The organism is Streptomyces sp. Ru71 (genome assembly GCF_002920535.1).
In the GTDB taxonomy this organism is placed as follows: domain Bacteria; phylum Actinomycetota; class Actinomycetes; order Streptomycetales; family Streptomycetaceae; genus Streptomyces.
Genome location: NZ_PQSS01000040.1, coordinates 35,919 through 55,885, shown reverse-complemented (window position 1 = coordinate 55,885; position 19,967 = coordinate 35,919). Strand labels below are relative to the sequence as shown.

22 protein-coding genes are annotated in these 19,967 nt (G+C 72.4%); 8 read left to right on the top strand and 14 right to left on the bottom strand.

From position 1 onward, the window contains the following. Window positions 1-6: 6 nt before the first annotated feature. Window positions 7-1,653: a DNA repair helicase XPB gene (locus C3489_RS22905; RefSeq protein WP_103783931.1), complete on the top strand. Its 1,647-nt coding sequence runs from the start codon at window positions 7-9 to the stop codon at window positions 1,651-1,653. A 30-nt stretch (window positions 1,654-1,683) separates the two neighbouring features. On the opposite strand, the gene C3489_RS22900 is transcribed toward C3489_RS22905, so the two are convergent. Continuing rightward, a complete protein-coding gene (locus tag C3489_RS22900) occupies window positions 1,684-2,055 on the bottom strand; it encodes a hypothetical protein (RefSeq protein WP_103783913.1) in 372 nt (123 codons plus the stop codon). A 48-nt stretch (window positions 2,056-2,103) separates the two neighbouring features. Further along, window positions 2,104-2,319, bottom strand: coding sequence for a hypothetical protein (locus C3489_RS22895; RefSeq protein ID WP_181139797.1), 216 nt, complete (start codon window positions 2,317-2,319; stop codon window positions 2,104-2,106). Window positions 2,320-2,568: 249 nt separating this feature from the next. Between C3489_RS22895 and C3489_RS22890 the strand changes: the two genes are divergently transcribed. Then, on the top strand, window positions 2,569-4,620 hold the full coding sequence (locus tag C3489_RS22890; protein WP_374936766.1) for a HelD family protein: 2,052 nt from the start codon (window positions 2,569-2,571) through the stop codon (window positions 4,618-4,620). An 87-nt stretch (window positions 4,621-4,707) separates the two neighbouring features. Here the strand turns inward: C3489_RS22890 and C3489_RS22885 are convergent, their stop codons facing one another. Both C3489_RS22885 and C3489_RS22880 read right to left on the bottom strand, forming a co-directional pair. Beyond that, complete coding sequence (locus tag C3489_RS22885) at window positions 4,708-5,385, bottom strand: copper homeostasis protein CutC (protein WP_103783911.1); 678 nt, start codon at window positions 5,383-5,385, stop codon at window positions 4,708-4,710. Window positions 5,386-5,471: 86 nt separating this feature from the next. Continuing rightward, window positions 5,472-6,134: a maleylpyruvate isomerase family mycothiol-dependent enzyme gene (locus tag C3489_RS22880; RefSeq protein WP_181139796.1), complete on the bottom strand. Its 663-nt coding sequence runs from the start codon at window positions 6,132-6,134 to the stop codon at window positions 5,472-5,474. Window positions 6,135-6,181: 47 nt separating this feature from the next. Between C3489_RS22880 and C3489_RS22875 the strand changes: the two genes are divergently transcribed. Both C3489_RS22875 and C3489_RS22870 read left to right on the top strand, forming a co-directional pair. Continuing rightward, window positions 6,182-6,844, top strand: a complete 663-nt coding sequence (locus C3489_RS22875; RefSeq protein ID WP_103783909.1) for a hypothetical protein — start codon at window positions 6,182-6,184, stop codon at window positions 6,842-6,844. A gap of 10 nt (window positions 6,845-6,854) precedes the next feature. After that, window positions 6,855-7,931 (top strand): GNAT family N-acetyltransferase, encoded by a 1,077-nt coding sequence (locus C3489_RS22870; protein ID WP_103783929.1) that lies wholly within the window; start codon window positions 6,855-6,857, stop codon window positions 7,929-7,931. 123 nt (window positions 7,932-8,054) lie between these two features. Here C3489_RS22870 and C3489_RS22865 read toward each other — a convergent pair whose 3' ends face one another. Both C3489_RS22865 and C3489_RS22860 read right to left on the bottom strand, forming a co-directional pair. Beyond that, a complete protein-coding gene (locus C3489_RS22865; RefSeq protein WP_103783908.1) occupies window positions 8,055-8,324 on the bottom strand; it encodes a DUF4031 domain-containing protein in 270 nt (89 codons plus the stop codon). After that, window positions 8,321-8,704, bottom strand: coding sequence for a hypothetical protein (locus tag C3489_RS22860; RefSeq protein ID WP_103783907.1), 384 nt, complete (start codon window positions 8,702-8,704; stop codon window positions 8,321-8,323). The genes C3489_RS22865 and C3489_RS22860 overlap by 4 nt, the downstream gene beginning before the upstream one ends. A gap of 55 nt (window positions 8,705-8,759) precedes the next feature. Here C3489_RS22860 and C3489_RS22855 point away from each other — a divergent pair, with 55 nt between their 5' ends. Both C3489_RS22855 and murQ read left to right on the top strand, forming a co-directional pair. Further along, window positions 8,760-9,647, top strand: coding sequence for a MurR/RpiR family transcriptional regulator (locus C3489_RS22855; RefSeq protein WP_103783906.1), 888 nt, complete (start codon window positions 8,760-8,762; stop codon window positions 9,645-9,647). Window positions 9,648-9,800: 153 nt separating this feature from the next. Next, window positions 9,801-10,736, top strand: a complete 936-nt coding sequence (gene murQ / locus C3489_RS22850; protein ID WP_103783905.1) for an N-acetylmuramic acid 6-phosphate etherase — start codon at window positions 9,801-9,803, stop codon at window positions 10,734-10,736. 11 nt (window positions 10,737-10,747) lie between these two features. Here murQ and C3489_RS22845 read toward each other — a convergent pair whose 3' ends face one another. Together C3489_RS22845 and C3489_RS22840 are read right to left on the bottom strand one after the other, a co-directional pair. After that, window positions 10,748-11,239, bottom strand: coding sequence for a MarR family winged helix-turn-helix transcriptional regulator (locus C3489_RS22845; RefSeq protein ID WP_103783904.1), 492 nt, complete (start codon window positions 11,237-11,239; stop codon window positions 10,748-10,750). Between the two features lie 24 nt (window positions 11,240-11,263). Next, entirely contained in the window at window positions 11,264-12,322 is a 1,059-nt protein-coding gene (locus C3489_RS22840; protein WP_103783903.1) for an alkene reductase, read from the bottom strand. Between the two features lie 209 nt (window positions 12,323-12,531). Here C3489_RS22840 and C3489_RS22835 point away from each other — a divergent pair, with 209 nt between their 5' ends. Next, window positions 12,532-12,873, top strand: a complete 342-nt coding sequence (locus C3489_RS22835; protein ID WP_103783902.1) for a hypothetical protein — start codon at window positions 12,532-12,534, stop codon at window positions 12,871-12,873. Between the two features lie 74 nt (window positions 12,874-12,947). Here C3489_RS22835 and C3489_RS22830 read toward each other — a convergent pair whose 3' ends face one another. Then, a complete protein-coding gene (locus C3489_RS22830) occupies window positions 12,948-13,478 on the bottom strand; it encodes a DUF6624 domain-containing protein (protein ID WP_308460819.1) in 531 nt (176 codons plus the stop codon). Between the two features lie 237 nt (window positions 13,479-13,715). On the opposite strand from C3489_RS22830, the gene C3489_RS22825 reads away from it, so the two are divergent. Next, a complete protein-coding gene (locus tag C3489_RS22825) occupies window positions 13,716-14,294 on the top strand; it encodes a hypothetical protein (RefSeq protein ID WP_103783901.1) in 579 nt (192 codons plus the stop codon). 186 nt (window positions 14,295-14,480) lie between these two features. Here the strand turns inward: C3489_RS22825 and C3489_RS22820 are convergent, their stop codons facing one another. The 5 genes from C3489_RS22820 to thrC form a co-directional block, all read right to left on the bottom strand. Next, window positions 14,481-15,653 carry an NADH:flavin oxidoreductase gene (locus tag C3489_RS22820; RefSeq protein WP_181139795.1) on the bottom strand — a complete coding sequence of 391 codons (1,173 nt, stop codon included), beginning with the start codon at window positions 15,651-15,653 and terminating at the stop codon, window positions 14,481-14,483. Window positions 15,654-15,865: 212 nt separating this feature from the next. After that, window positions 15,866-17,488, bottom strand: a complete 1,623-nt coding sequence (gene groL, locus C3489_RS22815) for a chaperonin GroEL (protein ID WP_103783899.1) — start codon at window positions 17,486-17,488, stop codon at window positions 15,866-15,868. 305 nt (window positions 17,489-17,793) lie between these two features. Continuing rightward, window positions 17,794-17,997 carry a cold-shock protein gene (locus C3489_RS22810; RefSeq protein ID WP_004986573.1) on the bottom strand — a complete coding sequence of 68 codons (204 nt, stop codon included), beginning with the start codon at window positions 17,995-17,997 and terminating at the stop codon, window positions 17,794-17,796. A 407-nt stretch (window positions 17,998-18,404) separates the two neighbouring features. Then, the gene (locus C3489_RS22805; protein WP_103783898.1) at window positions 18,405-18,683 is read right to left on the bottom strand and encodes a MoaD/ThiS family protein; all 279 of its coding nucleotides are present in this window, start codon (window positions 18,681-18,683) and stop codon (window positions 18,405-18,407) included. Beyond that, window positions 18,680-19,960 (bottom strand): threonine synthase, encoded by a 1,281-nt coding sequence (gene thrC / locus C3489_RS22800; RefSeq protein ID WP_103783897.1) that lies wholly within the window; start codon window positions 19,958-19,960, stop codon window positions 18,680-18,682. Before thrC ends, C3489_RS22805 begins: the two co-directional genes overlap by 4 nt. Window positions 19,961-19,967: the final 7 nt, after the last annotated feature.

Below are 19,967 nucleotides of genomic sequence, written 5' to 3'. Positions count from 1 at the left end.
CCGCGCGTGAACGGACCGCTGATCGTCCAGTCCGACAAGACCCTGCTCCTGGAGGTCGACCACGAGCAGGCCGACGAGTGCCGTCGGGCCATCGCGCCGTTCGCGGAGCTGGAGCGGGCGCCCGAGCACATCCACACCTACCGGGTGACACCGCTGGGGCTGTGGAACGCGCGGGCCGCCGGGCACGACGCCGAGCAGGTCGTCGACGCGCTCGTGCAGTTCAGCCGGTATCCGGTGCCGCACGCGCTGCTCGTGGACATCGCCGAGACGATGGACCGCTACGGGCGGCTGTCCCTGCTCAAGCACCCGGCGCACGGGCTGGTCCTGTCGACCACCGACCGCCCGGTGCTGGAGGAGGTGCTGCGCTCCAAGCGGATCGCGCCGCTGGTGGGCGCCCGGATCGATCCGGACACCGTGGCCGTGCACCCCTCCGAGCGCGGGCAGATCAAGCAGACGCTGCTGAAGCTGGGCTGGCCGGCCGAGGACCTCGCCGGGTACGTCGACGGCGAGGCGCACCCGATCGAGCTGCACGAGGACGGCTGGGCGCTGCGGCCCTACCAGAAGCAGGCCGTGGAGAACTTCTGGCACGGCGGCAGCGGTGTCGTCGTGCTGCCCTGCGGTGCCGGAAAGACGCTGGTGGGGGCCGGGGCGATGTCCCAGGCCAAGTCCACCACCCTCATCCTCGTGACCAACACCGTCTCCGCCCGGCAGTGGAAGCACGAGCTGGTCAAGCGCACCTCGCTGACCGAGGACGAGGTCGGCGAGTACAGCGGGACGAAGAAGGAGATCCGGCCCGTCACCATCGCCACCTACCAGGTGCTGACGACCAAGCGGAAGGGCGTCTACCCGCACCTGGAGCTGTTCGACTCCCGGGACTGGGGCCTGATCGTCTACGACGAGGTGCACCTGCTGCCGGCGCCGGTGTTCAAGTTCACCGCCGATCTGCAGGCCCGGCGGCGCCTCGGGCTGACGGCGACGCTGGTGCGCGAGGACGGCCGGGAGTCCGACGTCTTCTCGCTCATCGGGCCCAAGCGGTTCGACGCGCCGTGGAAGGAGATCGAGGCGCAGGGGTACATCGCGCCCGCCGACTGCGTCGAGGTCCGGGTGAACCTCACGGACTCCGAGCGGCTGGCGTACGCCACGGCCGAGACGGAGGAGAAGTACCGGTTCTGCGCGACGACGGACACCAAGCGGAAGGTGACCGAGGCGATCGTGCGGCGCTTCGCCGGTCAGCAGATCCTCGTCATCGGGCAGTACATCGACCAGCTCGACGAGCTGGGCGAGCACCTGAACGCGCCGGTGATCAAGGGCGAGACGTCCAACGCGCAGCGCGAGAAGCTCTTCGACGCCTTCCGGGCCGGCGAGATCAACGTGCTGGTGGTGTCGAAGGTCGCCAACTTCTCCATCGACCTGCCGGAGGCCACGGTCGCCGTCCAGGTCTCCGGCACCTTCGGGTCCCGACAGGAGGAGGCGCAGCGGCTGGGCCGCGTGCTGCGGCCGAAGGCGGACGGGCACCAGGCGCACTTCTACTCGGTCGTGGCGAGGGACACCATCGACCAGGACTTCGCCGCCCACCGCCAGCGCTTCCTGGCGGAACAGGGCTACGCCTACCGGATCGTGGACGCGGACGAACTGCTGGCGGAGGACGCCTGACGGGCCGGCGCGGGGCCGGCCGGTGGCCGGTCAGGGCGCCGGCAGGGTGAACACCAGCACCAGGACGAACAGCGGCGGCAGCAGGGACGCCGCCGCAAGCCAGGCGCGCAGGGCCGACCAGCGGCGCTGCCGGGGCAGCAGCCAGGCGGTGAGCCAGGTCCCGAAGGTGACGAAGCCGCCGAAGGAGAGCGTGCCGTAGATCAGCGACAGCGAGGTCTGAAGCGCCTGTGAGCAGTCGTCGGGGCCGCAGGCGTCGGTGGCCATGGCGGACAGCCCGCCGAAGATCAGCGCGGCCGGACCGAGGAGCGCCAGCAGGACGGTGGCGAGGGTGGGCGCGATCCAGGCCCGCGGGTCCCGGTCGGGCGAGGGTGCCGGGCGGGCCGCGAGGTGCTGTGTGGTCATGGACGCAGTCAAGCCGCCGAGCCGGTGCCGGGACACCGGCTCGGGTACTCAGCCGGGCGGTGTCCGCATACTCATCCGCGGCCCGTACCGGCGGTGGACGCCGGCCTCCTCGCCGTACTCGCCGAGGATGACGACGTCGAAGGCGGCGCGGACGTAGACGCGTACCGCGCGCAGGGCGTCGCCGAGGGGGTGGCGGTGGCCGGTGGCCAGCGGGGTGGCGCCGGAGGGGCGGCCGGGGACTGGGCTGAAGGTCGCGGTCGTCATGTCTCCATGGTGCGAGTGCGGACATAAGGGTGTCATCGGTCTCCGGGCCGCCGTTTCCCCCAGGCCGACCGGAGAGCGCCCCCTAGGGGACACGGGGCACCGGAAATTCGTTGGCCCGCTCCCCGTCCGGTCACCTACAATCTCCGCTCTTGCCCGCCTCCCTTCACCCGGGAGTGCCCCCAGCCGGTCGGAAACCGGCCGGAGAAGTCCAGGAGTCACCCCCGCGCAGGTCCTTCCGGAGGCACCCCCTTGTCCACGCCCGACTCCCTGTCCGCCGACGACCCCCTGGCCCGGGAGCAGGCGCACCTCGCCGCCTCCCGTGCCGCGCTGCGCGCGATGCGCGCGGACGTCGAGGCCCTCGACATCACCGACGTCGCCGCGAACTGGGTCAACGCCCAGGTCCTCGCCCGCCAGATCGACGAGCGGATCAAGGCCCTGGCCGACCTCAGCGACACCCCGCTGTTCTTCGGCCGCCTCGACTACCTCCACGCCCCCGGCGCCGAGCAGGCCGAGGGCGCCGAGGGCGAGCAGTTCTACATCGGGCGGCGGCATGTGCACGACGCCGCCGGCGACCCCATGGTCATCGACTGGCGCGCACCCGTGTCGCAGCCGTTCTACCGGGCCTCCAAGAAGGACCCGATGGACATCGCGCTGCGCCGCCGCTTCGGCTACACCGGCGGCGAGCTGACCGCGTACGAGGACGAGCACCTGTCGGACCCGGCGGAGGCGGCGAAGGCCAGCCGGCTGCTCCAGCAGGAGATCGAGCGGCCGCGCGTCGGCCCGATGCGGGACATCGTCGCCACCATCCAGCCCGAGCAGGACGAGATCGTCCGCAGCGGGCTGTCCGGCACGGTGTGCGTGCAGGGCGGCCCCGGCACCGGGAAGACCGCCGTCGGCCTGCACCGCGTCGCCTACCTGCTGTACGCCCACCGGGAGCGGCTCGCCCGCGCCGGCACCCTCGTCATCGGGCCGAACAAGAGCTTCCTGCACTACATCGAGCAGGTGCTGCCCGCGCTGGGCGAGCTGACCGTGCAGCAGGCCACCGTCGACGACCTCGTGGCCCACGTGGAGATCAAGGGCACCGACGACGCGGCCGCCGCCGTGGTCAAGGGCGACGCCCGGATGGCCGAGGTGCTGCGCCGCGCCCTGTACGCGCACGTGACCATGCCGACCGAGCCGGTCGTCGTGGTGCGCGGGTCACGGCGCTGGCGCGTTGCGGCGTACGAGATCGAGGAACTGGTGCGGGAGTTGCTGGAGCGCGGCATCCGCTACGGCGCCGCCCGCGAGGCGCTGCCGCAGCGGATCGCGCACGCGGTGCTGGTGCAGATGGAGCGCGCCGGGGAGGCCCCGGACGACCGGGTGCAGGACACGGTGGCCCGCAACAGCGCGGTCAAGGCGGCTGTGAAGACGATCTGGCCGGCCGTGGACCCGGCCAAGCTGGTGCTGCGGCTGCTGTCCGACCCGGACTTCCTCGCCGAGCACGCGGCGGGGGTGCTGAGCGACGAGGAGCAGAAGGCGATCCTCTGGGCGAAGCCGGCCCGCAGCGTGAAGTCGGCGAAGTGGTCGGCCGCGGACGCCGTGCTGATCGACGAGGCCACCGACCTGGTCCAGCGCACCCACTCCCTCGGGCACGTGGTCCTGGACGAGGCGCAGGACCTGTCCCCCATGCAGTACCGGGCGGTGGGCCGGCGCTGCACCACCGGCTCCGCGACCGTCCTCGGCGACCTGGCGCAGGGCACCACGCCCTGGGCGACCAGGAGTTGGGCGGAGGCGCTGTCCCACCTCGGCAAGCCGGACGCCGTCGTGGAGGAGCTGACGGCGGGTTTCCGCGTGCCGACGGACGTCATCGCCTACGCCTCCCGGCTGCTCCCGCACATCGCGCCCGGCGTGACCCCGGTGGCGTCGGTCCGGGAGAACCCCGGCTTCTTCGAACTGCGCCCGGTCACCGGCGACGACGCGGTGGTCGCCGCCTGCCGCGAACTCCTGGACCACGAGGGCTCCATCGGCCTCATCGCCGCCGACGCGCGCGTCCCGGCGCTGGCCGAGGCACTGACGGCGGCGGGCCTGACGTACCTCGCCCCGGGCGAGGAGACGACCCCCGACACCCGCCTGACCCTGGTCCCGGCATCCCTCGCGAAGGGTCTCGAATACGACTACGTGGTCCTGGACGAGCCCCAGGCGGTGGTCGACGGCGAACCCGACGAACGGACGGGCCTGCGCAGGCTGTACGTGGCCCTGACCCGAGCGGTCTCGGGCCTGATCGTGACGCACGCGGCCCCGCTACCGGAACAACTGGGGTGAGCGAAGGCGCCCCGAAAGGGGCGCGGGGAACTGCGCGACCAGCCACGACGCACCCGCACCCGGCCCCCGGCCGAACCCCCCACGGCGCTACCCCGCATCCAGCACCCGGCGCCACTCCGCAACCGCCTCCACGGAAACCGGCCCGTCCCACCCCGCGGAGCGCGCCGCCCCGCCGATATGGAACGCGTCCACCCCCGCCCCCCGCAGCGCGGGAACGTGGTCGAGCCGCAACCCCCCGCCCACCAGAATCCGCTGCTCGTACCGCCCCGCCTCCGCGAGCAACGTCGGCATGCCCTCGTCGACGCCGGAGGCGGCCCCGGCCGTGAGGAACGCGTCCAGCCCCGGCAGCCCGTCCAGCGCCTTGCGCAACGCGTCCCGGTCGGCGCAGTGGTCGATGGCCCGGTGAAAGGTCCAGGCGCAGCCGTCCAGCACGGACACCACCCGCTCGACGGCCGCCAGGTCCACCCCGCCGTGGGCGTCGAGGAACCCGAGCACGAACTGGTCGGCCCCGGCCGCGCGCAGCGCACCGGCGACCTCCTCAAGCCGCCGGAGGTCCCCCGCCGCGAAGCCGTCCGCGAGCCGCAGCATCACCCGCAGGTCGATGCCGACCGCGGCGCGGATCGCGGTGAAGGTCTCGACGGACGGGGTCAGCCCGTCGGCGGCCATGTCGGTGACCAGTTCGAGGCGGTCCGCGCCTCCGGCCTCGGCGGCGACGGCGTCCGCGGTGTCGAGGGCGATCACCTCCAGGACTGCGCGCTTGCTCATGGGACCCCATTCGTCGGCTCGGGCGGCTACTACAGGTCTAGTCCAATTTAGGATACGCCGAGCGGGGTCACGGGAAACGCGGGCGCTCAGCCGAAGACGTTCAGCTCCTCCTCCCGCGCCCCCACCAGCTCGTACCCGCCGGCCTTCACCGGCCGGCCCGCGTACAGCCGGACCAGCGTCGCGGAGTCCCCGATGTACCGCGCCGGCGGACGCTGCTGCACGAGCGCGCCCAGCCGCAGCGGCTCGTCGACGTCGTCCAGGTCGGCCTGGAGCGGCAGGTGGTCCCGCTCCCGGGTCCGCCAGGCCAGCAGCGCGAGCGCGTACGGCAGCGCGGCCCCGCTGTACGCGCCGGGCTCCCCGAAGGTGTCCCGTACGTCACCGGCGTGCACCCACTCCCCCAGCGCGATCCCGTCCAGCGCCCCGCCGGCCCGGGCGATGACCGGCCCGGCCTCGGACATCCCGCGCTCCAGCTCGTCCACCACCTGCTGGTTCGTCCACTGCGCGCGCTCGGCGATGTCCCGGTCGTTGGCCTGCGGCGAGAACACGCCGTCCTCGAAGCGGCCCTCCAGCACCCGCGTCAGCGCGGCCGCACAGTGCGCCAGCACGTCCCGCACCGACCAGCCGGGACACGCGGCCGTCGGCAGCGCGAAGTCGTCGTCGGGTCGGGAGCGCAGCAGCGGGATGAACGCGTCACGCTCGGTGGTCAGCAGCCGTCCGGGCAGTTCCGGGTCACGTACGTCAGTCGTCATGGCGTCCACGCTAGGGCGCGTACCCCGCTGGACGGGAGAATGTCGCCATGGCCGATCCCGATGCCCTGCGCGCCCGCTTCGCCCGCACCCTGACCGCGGCCCGGGGCGGCGGTGCCGACCCGGACCCGGCGCCGTACGCCGACAACCTGCTGGCCCGCTGGCAGGAGCCGCAGCGGCACTACCACACGCTGACCCACCTCACCGCGGTCCTCGACCACGTCGACACGCTCCAGGCGTACGCCGAGAACCCCGACCTCGTCCGCCTGGCCGCCTGGTTCCACGACGCCGTCTACCAGCCCGACCGCTCCGAGAACGAGGAACGCTCCGCCCGCCTCGCCGAACGCGCCCTGCCCGAGGCCGGGCTCTCACAGGAGAAGACCGCCGAGGTGGCCCGGCTGGTGCGGCTCACCGTCGGGCACGACCCGGCCGACGACGACCGCGACGGGCAGGTGCTGTGCGACGCCGACCTGGCGATCCTCGCCGCGCCGCCGTCGGCGTACGCCGCCTACACCGCGGCCGTGCGCGAGGAGTACCACTTCGTGCCGAACGACGCCTTCCGCGCCGGGCGTTCGGACGTGCTGCGGCACCTCCTCGCCCTCCCCCGGCTGTTCAGCACGCCGTACGGACAGGAGCACTGGGAGGCGACCGCCCGCTACAACATGTCCGCCGAGCTGGAAATGCTGTCGACCGCGCCGGAACCCGACGCCTAGGGTGCCGTCCATGCGGACATGGGGCGGGGATCAGGTGGACGAGGCGGTGGCGGGCTGCCTGGCGGCGCTGCGGCCGGTGGTGGACCGGGACTGGGCGGCGGTGAAGGCGGGCCGGCTGGAGTGGAGCTGCCACACCACGGCGTTCCACATCGCCGAGGACCTCTTCGCCTACGCCGGGCAGCTGGCGGGCCGGGCCCAGGAGGACTACGTGCCCGTCGAGCTGATCCTCGACGGCGACCCGGACAACTCCGGCCTGCTGCAGGTCATCGAGACGATGGGGGTGCTGCTGGCCACCACCGTCCGCGCGACGCCGCCCGGGGTGCGCGCCTTCCACCCGTACCCGTTCCGCAGCGCCGACCGCGAGGGCTTCGCCGCGATGGGCATCGCCGAGGTGCTGCTGCACACCCATGACATCGCCGAGGGCCTGGGCCTCGCCTACGAACCGCCCGCCGAGCTGTGCGAGGGCGTGCTCACCCGTCTGTTCCCGCACGTCAAGCCCGGCCCCGCGCCCTGGCCGACGCTGCTGTGGGCCACCGGCCGCGGTGACCTGCCCGACCGCGCCCCGGTCACCGAGTGGCGCTGGCGCAACAACCTGGTGATCGACGCCGAGCGCCTGACGCTCACCGGCGTACGCCCCGCCGCCGCGCGCGATCTGAGCCTGGGCGGCGACGGCGGCTTCGCGTGGGCCGAGGACGGGCCCTACGAGGGCACCCGGGACGCCGCCGGGATGCTGGTGCAGGCGTACGAGGCGGGCGTGCACCGGCCGGAGTTCGGGGTGTTCGCCCTGGTGCGCCACGAGGACGGCCGCGCGATCGGCGGCATGGGCTTCCACAGCGCGCCGGACGAGGAGGGGCGCGTGGAGATCGGCTACGACCTCGTCCCCTCCGCCCGCGGGCAGGGCTACGCGACGGAGGCGCTGCGCGCGCTGAGCCGCTGGGCGCTCCAGCGGGACGATGTGCGGGTGGTCTTCGCGACGGTCGAGCGGGAGAACAAGGCCTCCCGGTCGGTGGTCACGCGCGCCGGCTTCACCCAGGTCAGCGACGACGGCACGCACCTCGCGTACGTTCTGCGCCGCGGGTCGGCGTAGCCGGGGCGGTCGTTCGTCCGCGGGTCCGGTGGGTGGCTGGCCGCGCGGTTCCCCGCGCCCCTGGGGGTTGCAGCACAGGTGCGCTGCCCCGCCCCGGTCGGCCACGACACCGGGCACACAGCCCTACGCCCGCGCCCGCCCCTTCGGTCGCCGTAGGCCGGAGGCGACCAGGAGGCGTACCACCTCCCGGCTGCTGACCTCCACCGCCCCCGCCGTCACCGCATCCGCGTACCGCGCCGCCGGCACGTCGTAGTGGTCCCGGTCGAAAGCCCGCCGGGGCACGCCCAACGCGTCGGCGAACGCGTGCAGTTCGTCGTACGACACATCACTCACCAGGTGCGACCACATCCGCCCGTGCCCGGGCCAGGCCGGCGGGTCGATGTACACCGTCACGAGGACTTCGTCCCGCCCGTGGCCCGCCCGAGGGCGCCCACCGCGGCGACCTTCACGCCCGCCTTGGAGCACACCCAGTGCGGATCGGGGCCCAGTTCGGGCTCGACGTCGAGGGCGTGCGGGTCGCCCGAGCCGCACACCGGGCACAGCGGCCAGCGGCCGTAGCGCTCCAGCAGCGCGTCCTGGACGTCCTGCGCGACCAGACCCGCGACATAGGCGACACCGTCCGGCCACTGCTCCACCCACCAGCGCCGTTGCGCGACCGATTCCTCGACCAGCGACACCACGTCCGCCTGGGCGACCTCATGGGCGACCAGGTCCGCCATCACACGCGCGCGGGCCGCGTGCAGCGCCTGCTCCAGGGGGCTGATGGGATCCATGCCCCCATTGTGCGCACTCTTGCCCCGAGCACCGAGCCGGAAATATCTTTCAAGGGTGAGCCAGGATCTGAAGGAAATTTTCGGCGGCGCGCTGGCGGCCAAGGTGCGCACCCTCGCCCCGTCGATGACCCGTTCCATGCAGCGCGTCGCCGAGGCCGTCGCGAGCGACCCGGCCGGCTGCGCCGCCCTCACGGTCACCGGCCTCGCCGAACGCACCGGCACCAGCGAGGCCACCGTCGTGCGCACCGCCCGCCTGCTCGGCTACCCCGGCTATCGCGACCTGCGTCTCGCCCTCGCCGGGCTCGCCGCCCACCAGCAGTCCGGCCGCGCGCCCGCCATCACCACCGACATCGCGGTCGACGACCCGATCGCCGACGTCGTCGCCAAGCTCGCCTACGACGAGCAGCAGACCCTCGCCGACACCGCCGCCGGGCTCGACACCGGCCAACTCGGCGCCGCGGTCACCGCGCTCGCCGCCGCGCGCCGCACCGACGTGTACGGCATCGGCGCCTCCGGCCTGGTCGCGCAGGACCTCACCCAGAAGCTGCTGCGCATAGGCCTGATCGCGCACGCCCACAGCGACCCGCACCTCGCCGTCACCAACGCGGTCCAACTGCGCGCCGGGGACGTGGCGATCGCCATCACCCACTCCGGCTCCACCGGAGACGTCATAGAACCGCTGCGCGTCGCCTTCGAGCACGGCGCCACGACCGTGGCCATCACCGGGCGGCCCGACAGCGCGGTCACCCAGTACGCCGACCATGTGCTGACCACGTCGACGTCCCGGGAGAGCGAGCTGCGGCCGGCGGCGATGTCCTCGCGGACGAGTCAACTGCTTGTCGTGGACTGTCTGTTCGTCGGTGTCGCGCAGCGGACGTACGACACGGCCGGGCCGGCGTTGGCGGCGTCTTATGAGGCGCTGGCGCATCGGCATCGGCGGTAGTTCGGACGCCGCGAGACCGTAGGACTGACCGTCGTGGGTATCTGCCGGTCTGTCGTGGCTGATCGCGCCCACGCGGCGGAGCCGCATATCAGACAGAGACCCGCGCCCCTTTGGCAGGACATCGCACCCCCGATCGGAAAGAGCCGCTCCGCCATGGCCTCCAGCCCCCACACCCCCGGCCTCCGCGCCGAACTCGACACCCTCACCACCGAAGCCTTCCGGCCCGAGCTTGCCGAGATCGATCGGTTGCCCACCCTGGAGATCGCTCGGCTGATGAACGCGGAGGACGCCCGCGTTCCCGGTGCGGTCGCGCAGCGGCTGCCCCAGATCGCCGCCGCCATCGACGCCGTCGCCGAGCGGATGGCGCGCGGCGGCCGGCTCGTCTACGCCGGCGCCGGTACCGCCGGCCGGCTCGGCGTGCTGGACGCCTCCGAGTGCCCGCCCACCTTCAACACCGAGCCCGGCCAGGTCGTCGGCCTGATCGCCGGCGGACCGCAGGCCATGGTCACCTCCGTCGAGGGCGCCGAGGACTCCAAGGAGCTGGCCCGGGCCGACCTGGACGCGCTGGGGCTGACGCCGGACGACAGCGTGGTCGGCGTCTCCGCCTCCGGCCGCACCCCGTACGCCGTCGGCGCGGTCGAGCACGCCCGCTCGCTCGGCGCGCTGACCGTCGGCCTCGCCTGCAACGCGGGCAGCGCGCTGGCGGCCGCCGCCGAGCACGGCATCGAGATCGTCGCGGGGCCGGAACTGATCACCGGTTCGACCCGGCTGAAGTCCGGCACGGCCCAGAAGCTCGTGCTGAACATGCTCTCGACGATCACGATGATTCGCCTCGGCAAGACCTACGGGAACCTGATGGTCGACGTGCGCGCCTCCAACGCCAAGCTGCGCGCCCGCTCCCGCCGGATCGTCGCGCTGGCCACCGGGGCGGGTGAGGAGGAGATCGAGGCGGCGCTCGCGGCCACCGACGGCGAGGTGAAGAACGCGATCCTGGCCCTGCTCGCCGAGGTGGACGGCCCGACGGCGGCCCGGCTGCTGGCCGACTCCGGCGGCCATCTGCGCGCGGCGCTGGCGGCGGCGCGCGGCTGACCCCCGTCCGGTCAGCAGGTGTCGGGCACGCCCGTCGCGTCGAGGTTGGCCTCGATACGGCGGGCGAGCGCCACGAACCGCTCCCGGTCCCGGGCCGACAGGCCCTCGGCGGTGACCTCCTCAAGGCGCTGCCAGACCTCGTGGACCGCGGCCTCCAGGGCCCGCCCGGCGTCGGTGAGGGACACGACGGTGGAGCGGCGGTCCCGCTCGGAGCGGGTCCGGGTGACCAGTCCCGCCTCCTCCAGCCGGCGCACCGACTTGGCGACGGTGGAGTGGTCCAGGCCCAGGGTCCGGCCGAGGCTGTTCTGCGACTGCCCGTCCTGCTCCCACAGCTGCATCAGCATCACCTCCTGGCCGAGGTAGAGGCCCAGGCCGCGCAGCAGCTCGGCGGCGAGCGCCCGGTGCCGGCGGGCCAGGGCGAACACGGAGAAGCTCAGCGGGAACCTCTCCGCCACCGCCCCGAGGGGCTCCGTCGCGCGTGCGGTGGATGCCGTGTCCGTCATACGGCGATTATCCGTGCCCGGGGCTCACCCCAGCGCCGGGTAGTCGGTGTAGCCGCGGGCGTCACCGCCGTAGTAGGTGGCCGGGTCGGGCTCGTTGAGCGGGGCGCCGGTGCGCAGCCGCTCCACCAGGTCCGGGTTGGCCAGCGCTCGCGCGCCGACGGCGACGACGTCCGCGAGGCCGGCGTCGACGTCGGCGGCGAGCGCCTCGCGCGGCTGCCCGGGGCGGTTGACGAGCAGCGCGGTGGGCCAGGCCGCCCGCACCTCGCGCAGCAGCTCCTCGTCGCCGAGGTGCAGTACGTGCAGGTAGGCGAGGCCGAGCCGGGCGAGTTCGGCGACGAGCCGGCGGTAGAGCCGCGGGCCGCTGTCCCCCTCGTCCAGGCCGCCCGCGGGCGATCCGGGCGAGATCCGGAAGCCGACCCGGTCGGCGCCGATCTCGGCGGCCACGGCGGCGGCCACCTCCACCCCGAAGCGGGCGCGGTTCTCGACGGAGCCGCCGTACTCGTCGGTGCGGTGGTTGGCGTTCTCGGCGAAGAACTGGTGGACGAGGTAGCCGTTGGCGCCGTGGATCTCCACGCCGTCGGCGCCGGCGGCCACGGCGAGCGCGGCGGCCCGCCGGAAGTCGTCGACGGTGGCGCGCACCTCGTCGGTGGACAGCGCGCGCGGCACGGGGATGTCCCGCATGCCGGTGGCGGTGAACATCTGCTCCCCGGGCGCGATCGCCGAGGGGGCGACGGGCTGCCGGTGGTGGGGGGTGTTGTCGGGGTGGGACATCCGGCCCACGTGCATGAGCTGGATGTAGAGGTGGCCGCCCCGCTCGTGCACGGCGTCGGCCACGGCCCGCCATCCGGCCACGTGCGCCTCGGTGTGCACGCCGGGGGTGAGCAGATAGCCCTGTCCGTCCTCGGAGGGCTGGGTGCCCTCGGTGATCAGCAGCCCCAGCGAGGCGCGCTGCGCGTAGTACAGCGGCATCAGCGCGCTGGGCGTCCCGTCGGGCAGCGCCCGGTCGCGGGTCATGGGCGCCATCGCCAGACGGTGGTCGAGCTTCATACGGCCCACGGTGACGGGGGTGAAGAGCGATTCCACGGCATCCTCCCAAATATGTTGCCGACCACCTAAAAGTAGCGCGGATTTAGGTGGTCGGCAACGTAAGTGGGGAGGGGGATCAGACGGGCGCTCTCGCGCGCCATACACCATCGGACACCCGTCCCGATCATCCCCGGGCATGACGTGGTCCGCCCCCCGGCCGCACTAACTTCGCGGGCTGGAAGATCCGTTCGAAACGGGGAGAGTGCATGACCAGCACACTCAAGAAGTTCATCACCGCCGCGTCGGCGTCCGGGCTGCTGGCCGCGGGCGTGGTGCTCGGCACCACCGCCACGGCCCAGGCCGTCCCGGGCGGCCCGTCCGGCTGCACCGCGTTCCTGAAGCCGGGCAACAGCCACATCGCCGAGGCCTGGTGCAAGAAGGGCAACGGCTACTGGAACGTCCAGGCCAAGTGCGCCGGTCCCGGCAGCACCCACGGCCCCTACAAGGGCGACCCCGGCTTCCGCGCCCTCAGCCGGGAGAAGGCGGCCGTGCTCAGCTGCGGTTCCGGATACCCGGTCGAGCTGAAGGTGGTCGACATCCACGTCTGAGCCGGGGCCCAGGCCTCGCGCACAGCACACCCGGGGTGCCCGGCGGACACGTTCCGCGGGGCACCCCGTTCCCTCTACCGGCTCTGGACGGCGTGCCGGGCGACGTACTGCGCGAACGGCTCGATGCCGGCCTCGGCACGCAGCGCGTCGACCCGCTCGGGGTCGTCGGCGCAGGGCCACGGAATCGGCGAGCCGTCGTCCGCGACACCCGCGATCTGCGTGCCGTAGAGCTGCTCACGCCCCTCGTTGACGAGCACCCGGTCCTTCAGGAAGGCGAGATCGCGCACCGGCGCACGCCCCTCGGCCACGGCCCGCTCCAGCAGCTCCAGCGCCCGCCGCTGGACCTCCAGCTGCCGGTCGGCGTGCTGCGCGATCAGCCAAGCGGCCCGCGCCCCTTCCTCACCGACCCGGTCGGCGGTCGGCCAGCCGTGCTCCTCCATGATCCGGGCCAGCCGGTCCCCGTGCCGCGCGGTGAGCCGGCGCCACGCCAGCTGGCGCCGCGGATCGTCACTGTGCCCCTGGGCGGCCATCCGGTGATCGGCGGCGGCCATGTCGGCCAGCTCACGAGCGAGGGCGGGGAGGGCGGGGGCGGAGGTGCCGGTCACGCTCGACTCCGTTCGTCGGCAGGGTGGTCGCTGTCGGTGGACACCTACCGTAAAGCGGCGAAACGGCGGAAAAGATCATCCAGGAGAAGGGTGACGCGAGCGCCCGCTCGCCGGGACAATGGATCTACGCAGGCGAACGCACCCGTCCCCGGGGTCTGCGGGCCGCCTACCCTGGAGGCAGCACCCCCCCGGCCCACCGGACCGGGCCCCCGGCCCCCAGGAACCTCCAGGTCATCCATGAATCACGCCCAGCTCACCGCCCTGGGTCGCGCCCTCCGGCTCCTCGGCGAGCACGGCGAGGCGCTGACCGCCGACACCCCGGACGCCAGGCTGCACGAGGTCAAGACGGACCTGAAGCGCGCCCTGGACCTGCTGGAGGAGAGCGTGACGTCGGCGCCGCCCACGACGCGGTGCGCCGAGCACCCGCAGGGCCCCGTCGACGAGAGCGCCCCCGATCTGTGCCTGCTGTGCGAGACACGGCGGCGGGCGGCCCGGCGTGCCGAGGTCACCGGCGGCTACGGCCGGCCCCGGACCGCGGAACCGGCGGAGCGGGTGCCGACCCGGTACGGAGTGCGCGGGGACCGGCCGCAGCCGCAGCAGCGGTGGCTGCCGGAGGCGTGGAACGGCCGGGAGTGGCAGCTGTGCGGCACGCCGCGCCACGACCGGCAGGAGGCCGAGCTGTATCTGGCCGCCCAGCGGCGCGGACCGCGGCCGGCGATGGCGTACCGGCTGGTGCACGAGTTCACCGACTACGAGGTGCTGCGGGTGTGGGGCACGCCGGTGAAGGTGGACATCGAACCGATGGGCAACATGTAGCCGGCCCAGCGGCGTTCCGGCCTTCGCGCCCGGCAGTTCGGCCGCTCCGGGCTCCCCGGCGGCCTGCCGCGCCTCGGCGGCGCGGCGGCGCGGGAGCGGGCGTAGCGGTCACGGGAGCCCCCGTCGCACGGCGGCCGGGGTGCCCTGTCCGGACACCCCGGCCGCCGCCGGGCGCGAGCGCGTCGCTCAGCTCAGCGTCTTCAGCGCCGCCGCGTCGTACGGCTTCAGCTCGTCGAAGCGGCCGGCCAGCACCTTCGCCGCCCACTCCGGGTCCTGGAGCAGGGCGCGGCCGACGGCGACGAGGTCGAACTCGTCCGCCTCAAGCCGGTCCAGGAGGTTGTCGATGCTCTTCACCGGCGAGCCCTCGCCCTGGAAGGCGTGGAGGAAGTCGCCGTCCAGGCCGACCGAGCCGACGGTGATCACGGACTTGCCGGTCAGCTTCTTGGTCCAGCCGGCCAGGTTCAGGTCGGACCCCTCGAACTCCGGCAGCCAGTAGCGGCGCGTGGAGGCGTGGAAGGCGTCGACGCCCGCGGCGGCCAGCGGCGTGAGGATGGCCTCCAGCTCCTCGGGGGTCTCGGCGAGGCGGGCGGTGTAGTCCTGCTGCTTCCACTGCGAGTAGCGGAAGATGACCGGGAACTCGGGCGAGACCTTCTCGCGGACCGCCGCGACGATCTCCGCCGCGAACCGGGCGCGGGCCACCGGGTCGCCGCCGTAGGCGTCGGTGCGGCGGTTGGTGCCGGCCCACAGGAACTGGTCGATGAGGTAGCCGTGGGCGCCGTGGATCTCGACGCCGTCGAAGCCGATGCGCTCGGCGTCGGCGGCGGCCTGGGCGAAGGCGGCGACGACGTCGTCCACGTCCGCCTGCGTCATGGCCTTGCCCGTGGGCTCGGCGCCGGCCGTGACCAGGCCGGAGGGGCCGATGGACGGGGCCTGCGGGAAGGGCGGCTCACCCTCGTTGCGGACCGTGCCGATGTGCCACAGCTGCGGCACGATGGTGCCGCCGGCCGCGTGCACGGCCTCGGCGACCTTCGCCCACCCGGCCAGCTGCTCCTCGCCGTGGAACCGGGGGACGCGGTCGCTCTGCCCGGCGGACTCGTGCCCGACGTACGTACCCTCGGTGACGATCAGCCCGACACCGGCGGCGGCGCGGCGGGCGTAGTACGACACCACGTCCTCACCGGGGACGCCGCCCGGCGAGAACATCCGGGTCATGGGCGCCATGGCGATACGGTTCGGGACGGTCAGGCCGTTGATCGTGGCGGGACGGGCGAGCAGGGCGGCCGCACGGGCCGGGGCGGAGTCGATGACGGTCACGGATGGGCTCCTGACGGTGAAACCGGTCGGTATGTGCGCACGCATTGGTGCAGGTTCTTAAGTAAACCCCAACCGGCGGCAGCCATTCCGAATCGACGCCGACCCGCCCTGTGATCCGGGCCACCCCGCCGAGGCGCACGGGGGTCGGGGACATCCGCCCGGACACGCCGAAGGGCGGCACCCCCTGTCGAACACAGGGAGTGCCGCCCTCGCAAAAGGCCCTCGTGAAGGCCTGAAGGACAGGTGATCCGGAAGGATCAGAAGTCCATGTCACCGCCCGGCATGCCGCCGCCGGCCGGGGCAGCGGCCTTCTCCGGCTTGTCGGCGATGACGGCCTCGGTGGTGAGGAACAGCGCGGCGATCGACGCGGCGTTCTGCAGCGCGGAGCGCGTCACCTTGGCCGGGTCGATGATGCCCTCGGCGACCAGGTCGACGTACTCGCCGGTCGCGGCGTTCAGGCCGTGGCCCGGGGTCAGGTTGCGCACCTTCTCCACCACGACACCGCCCTCAAGGCCGGCGTTCACGGCGATCTGCTTCAGCGGGGCCTCCAGCGCGAGCTTCACGGCCTGCGCGCCGGTCGCCTCGTCGCCGTCGAGCTCCAGCTTCTCGAAGACGTGGGTGGTCTGCAGCAGGGCCACGCCACCACCGGCGACGATGCCCTCCTCGACGGCCGCCTTGGCGTTGCGGACGGCGTCCTCGATGCGGTGCTTGCGCTCCTTGAGCTCCACCTCGGTGGCGGCACCGGCCTTGATGACCGCGACACCGCCGGCGAGCTTCGCCAGGCGCTCCTGCAGCTTCTCGCGGTCGTAGTCGGAGTCGCTGTTCTCGATCTCGGCGCGGATCTGGTTCACGCGGCCCGCGACCTGGTCCGAGGAGCCGGCACCGTCGACGATGGTGGTCTCGTCCTTGGTGATGACGACCTTGCGGGCGCGGCCCAGGAGGTCCAGGGTCGCGTTCTCCAGCTTGAGGCCGACCTCCTCGGAGATGACCTCGCCGCCCGTGAGGATGGCGATGTCGCCGAGCATGGCCTTGCGGCGGTCGCCGAAGCCCGGGGCCTTGACGGCGACGGACTTGAAGGTGCCGCGGATCTTGTTGACGACCAGGGTCGACAGGGCCTCGCCCTCGACGTCCTCGGCGATGATCAGCAGCGGCTTGCCCGACTGCATGACCTTCTCCAGCAGCGGGAGCAGGTCCTTGACCGAGGAGATCTTGGAGTTGGCGATGAGGATGTACGGGTCCTCCAGCACCGCCTCCATGCGCTCCATGTCGGTCGCGAAGTAGGCGGAGATGTAGCCCTTGTCGAAGCGCATGCCCTCGGTGAGCTCAAGCTCCAGGCCGAAGGTGTTGCTCTCCTCGACGGTGATGACGCCTTCCTTGCCGACCTTGTCCATGGCCTCGGCGATCAGCTCGCCGATCTGGGTGTCGGCGGCGGAGATGGACGCGGTGGAGGCGATCTGCTCCTTGGTCTCGACGTCCTTCGCCTGCTCCAGCAGGGCGGCGGAGACGGCCTCGACGGCCTTCTCGATACCGCGCTTCAGAGCCATCGGGTTGGCACCGGCGGCGACGTTGCGCAGGCCTTCCTTGACCAGGGCCTGGGCGAGCACGGTCGCGGTGGTCGTACCGTCACCGGCAACGTCGTCCGTCTTCTTGGCGACTTCCTTGACCAGCTCGGCGCCGATCTTCTCGTACGGGTCTTCGAGCTCGATCTCCTTGGCGATGGAGACACCATCGTTGGTGATCGTGGGGGCGCCCCACTTCTTCTCGAGGACGACGTTGCGGCCCTTCGGGCCGAGCGTCACCTTCACGGCGTCCGCGAGCTGGTTCATGCCGCGCTCGAGGCCGCGCCGCGCCTCCTCGTCGAACGCGATGATCTTGGCCATGTGAAGTGGTCCCTCCAGGACTGGGGGTGATTCCTTCGGACCGCGCCCGCGCCCGCGACGGACGGCCTCGACCGGGGGTTCCTTGCCCCGCCCGGCCCCGGCCTCACCGACCCGGTCCTTACGTTGTCACTCTCACCTTCAGAGTGCTAACGCCAATGATTAGCACTCGGCATGGTCGAGTGCAAGCGCCCGGCGGGGTCCGGGCCGGTGGATCAGCCGCCCGCGAACACCGGTGTGGGGCGCCCGGACACGCGGAAGGGCCCGCACCCTGTGCGAGGTGCGGGCCCTTCGGCGTGAAAGAACGTTCAGGCGGTGACGCGAACCATGTCGGCCTGCGGACCCTTCTGGCCCTGCGAGATCTCGAACTCGACCCGCTGGCCCTCTTCCAGGGTGCGGTAGCCGTCCATCTGGATGGCGCTGTAGTGGACGAAGACGTCCGCACCACCGTCGACCGCGATGAAGCCGTAGCCCTTCTCCGCGTTGAACCACTTGACGGTGCCCTGAGCCATGCCTAACTCCCCTATTACTGGCCCTTGCACAGATCCACACTTCGCGGATCCGGGTCAGACCTCACCCCCCGATGGGTGGGGGCGTGCGCCGGAACGCGTCGACCGCGGCTGAATGTATCTGTCCAACTGCCGTCTGCAACAGGTCAATCGGACGAGAAATCTGGACGGGCCCGGTCCGAAATCTCGCGAGAATTCCCCTGAATTCCGAGTAAGTCGGGCCCCACAAAGGGTGCAAAAAAGACAAAAGACCCGCGTACTTTGGCTACTTCTTGTCGCCCGTGCAGCAGGTTTCTGGGGTCGCACCCCGTCGATTGCGGAGCGCGTTCCCCAACTCTACCGCGCTCAACCACATGGAATTGCCCCCTCCGTTTCTCTCACGGAGGGGGCAATCAGATGAACTCTGTGTGTCAGCAGCCGCCGGCGACCGCGGGGATGATCGACACGCCGGCGCCGTCCGGGGTGGCCGTCTGAAGGCCCTGCTCGAAGCGCACGTCGTCGTCGTTGACGTACACGTTGACGAAGCGGCGCAGCTTGCCCTGGTCGTCCAGGACACGGGCGGCGATGCCGGTGTGGTTCTTCTCCAGGTCGGCGATGACCTCGGCGAGGGTCGCCCCCTCGGCGGCAACCTCGGCCTGGCCGCCGGTGTAGGTGCGCAGGATGGTCGGGATACGAACGGTCACGCTCATGCGAGGCCAGCCTCTCGGAAGGAGTCCAGGGTCGGGCGGATGGTGGCGGTCAGGCCCGTGCCGGCCACCGCGTCCAGGGTCTTCAGGCCGTCACCGGTGTTCAGGACGACCGTGGTCTTCGTGGGGTCGAGGAGACCGTTCTCGATCAGCTTGCGGGTCACACCCACCGTCACTCCACCGGCCGTCTCCGCGAAGATGCCCTCGGTGCGGGCGAGCAGCTTGATCGCGTCGACGACCTGCTCGTCGGTGACGTCCTCCACCGCACCGCCGGTGCGGCGGGCGATGTCCAGGACGTACGGCCCGTCGGCCGGGTTGCCGATCGCCAGCGACTTGGCGATGGTGTTCGGCTTCTGCGGGCGCACCACGTCGTGCCCGGCCTTGAAGGCGGTGGACACCGGCGAGCAGCCCTCGGCCTGCGCGCCGAAGATCTTGTACGGCTTGTCCTCGACCAGGCCGAGCTTGATCAGCTCCTGCAGGCCCTTGTCGACCTTGGTCAGCTGCGAGCCGGAGGCGATCGGGATGACGAGCTGGTCGGGCAGCTGCCAGCCGAGCTGCTCGCAGATCTCGTACGCCAGCGTCTTGGAGCCCTCGGCGTAGTAGGGGCGCAGGTTGACGTTGACGAAGCCCCAGCCCTCGCCGGCCGGGTCGCCGATCAGCTCGGAGCAGAAGCGGTTCACGTCGTCGTAGTTGCCCTCGATGCCGACGAGCTCGCCGCCGTAGATCGCGGCCATGACGACCTTGCCCTGCTCCAGGTCGTGCGGGATGAACACGCAGGAGCGGAAGCCGGCGCGGGCGGCGGCGGCGCCGACCGCGCCGGCCAGGTTGCCGGTGGAGGAGCAGGACAGGGTGGTGAAGCCGAAGGCGCGCGCCGCCTCCAGGGCCTGCGCGACCACGCGGTCCTTGAAGGAGTGGGTGGGGTTGCCCGAGTCGTCCTTGACGAAGAGCTTGCCGGCGTCGACACCGAGCTCGGCGGCGAGGTGGTCGGCCTTGACGAGCTTGGTCCAGCCCGGGTTGATGTTGGGCTTGTCGGCCACGTCCGCGGGGACGGGCAGCAGCGGGGCGTAGCGCCAGATGTTCGCGGGACCCGCCTCGATACGCTTGCGGAGCTCCTCGGTGTCGTAGGACGAGAAGTCGTAGGCGATCTCCAGCGGGCCGAAACACTCCTCGCACGCGAAGACCGGTCCGAGCGGGACACGGTGACCGCACTCGCGGCAGCTCAGAGCCGCGGCGGGACCGAGGTCGACGGTGGAGGTGTTGGCAACTGTCTGCGCAGCCATGTGAGGC

Bases quoted from the DNA above. Each gene is read 5' to 3' on its own strand.
- C3489_RS22810 (WP_004986573.1), bottom strand. From the start codon at position 17,997: ATGGCTCAGGGCACCGTCAAGTGGTTCAACGCGGAGAAGGGCTACGGC.
- C3489_RS22900 (WP_103783913.1), bottom strand. From the start codon at position 2,055: ATGACCACACAGCACCTCGCGGCCCGCCCGGCACCCTCGCCCGACCGG.
- groL (WP_103783899.1), bottom strand. From the start codon at position 17,488: ATGGCCAAGATCATCGCGTTCGACGAGGAGGCGCGGCGCGGCCTCGAG.
- C3489_RS22895 (WP_181139797.1), bottom strand. From the start codon at position 2,319: ATGACGACCGCGACCTTCAGCCCAGTCCCCGGCCGCCCCTCCGGCGCC.
- C3489_RS22885 (WP_103783911.1), bottom strand. From the start codon at position 5,385: ATGAGCAAGCGCGCAGTCCTGGAGGTGATCGCCCTCGACACCGCGGAC.
- C3489_RS22875 (WP_103783909.1), top strand. From the start codon at position 6,182: ATGGCCGATCCCGATGCCCTGCGCGCCCGCTTCGCCCGCACCCTGACC.
- C3489_RS22880 (WP_181139796.1), bottom strand. From the start codon at position 6,134: ATGACGACTGACGTACGTGACCCGGAACTGCCCGGACGGCTGCTGACC.
- C3489_RS22805 (WP_103783898.1), bottom strand. From the start codon at position 18,683: ATGAGCGTGACCGTTCGTATCCCGACCATCCTGCGCACCTACACCGGC.
- C3489_RS22825 (WP_103783901.1), top strand. From the start codon at position 13,716: ATGAATCACGCCCAGCTCACCGCCCTGGGTCGCGCCCTCCGGCTCCTC.
- C3489_RS22820 (WP_181139795.1), bottom strand. From the start codon at position 15,653: ATGCGTGCGCACATACCGACCGGTTTCACCGTCAGGAGCCCATCCGTG.
- C3489_RS22835 (WP_103783902.1), top strand. From the start codon at position 12,532: ATGACCAGCACACTCAAGAAGTTCATCACCGCCGCGTCGGCGTCCGGG.
- murQ (WP_103783905.1), top strand. From the start codon at position 9,801: ATGGCCTCCAGCCCCCACACCCCCGGCCTCCGCGCCGAACTCGACACC.
- C3489_RS22870 (WP_103783929.1), top strand. From the start codon at position 6,855: ATGCGGACATGGGGCGGGGATCAGGTGGACGAGGCGGTGGCGGGCTGC.
- C3489_RS22845 (WP_103783904.1), bottom strand. From the start codon at position 11,239: ATGACGGACACGGCATCCACCGCACGCGCGACGGAGCCCCTCGGGGCG.
- C3489_RS22860 (WP_103783907.1), bottom strand. From the start codon at position 8,704: ATGGATCCCATCAGCCCCCTGGAGCAGGCGCTGCACGCGGCCCGCGCG.
- thrC (WP_103783897.1), bottom strand. From the start codon at position 19,960: ATGGCTGCGCAGACAGTTGCCAACACCTCCACCGTCGACCTCGGTCCC.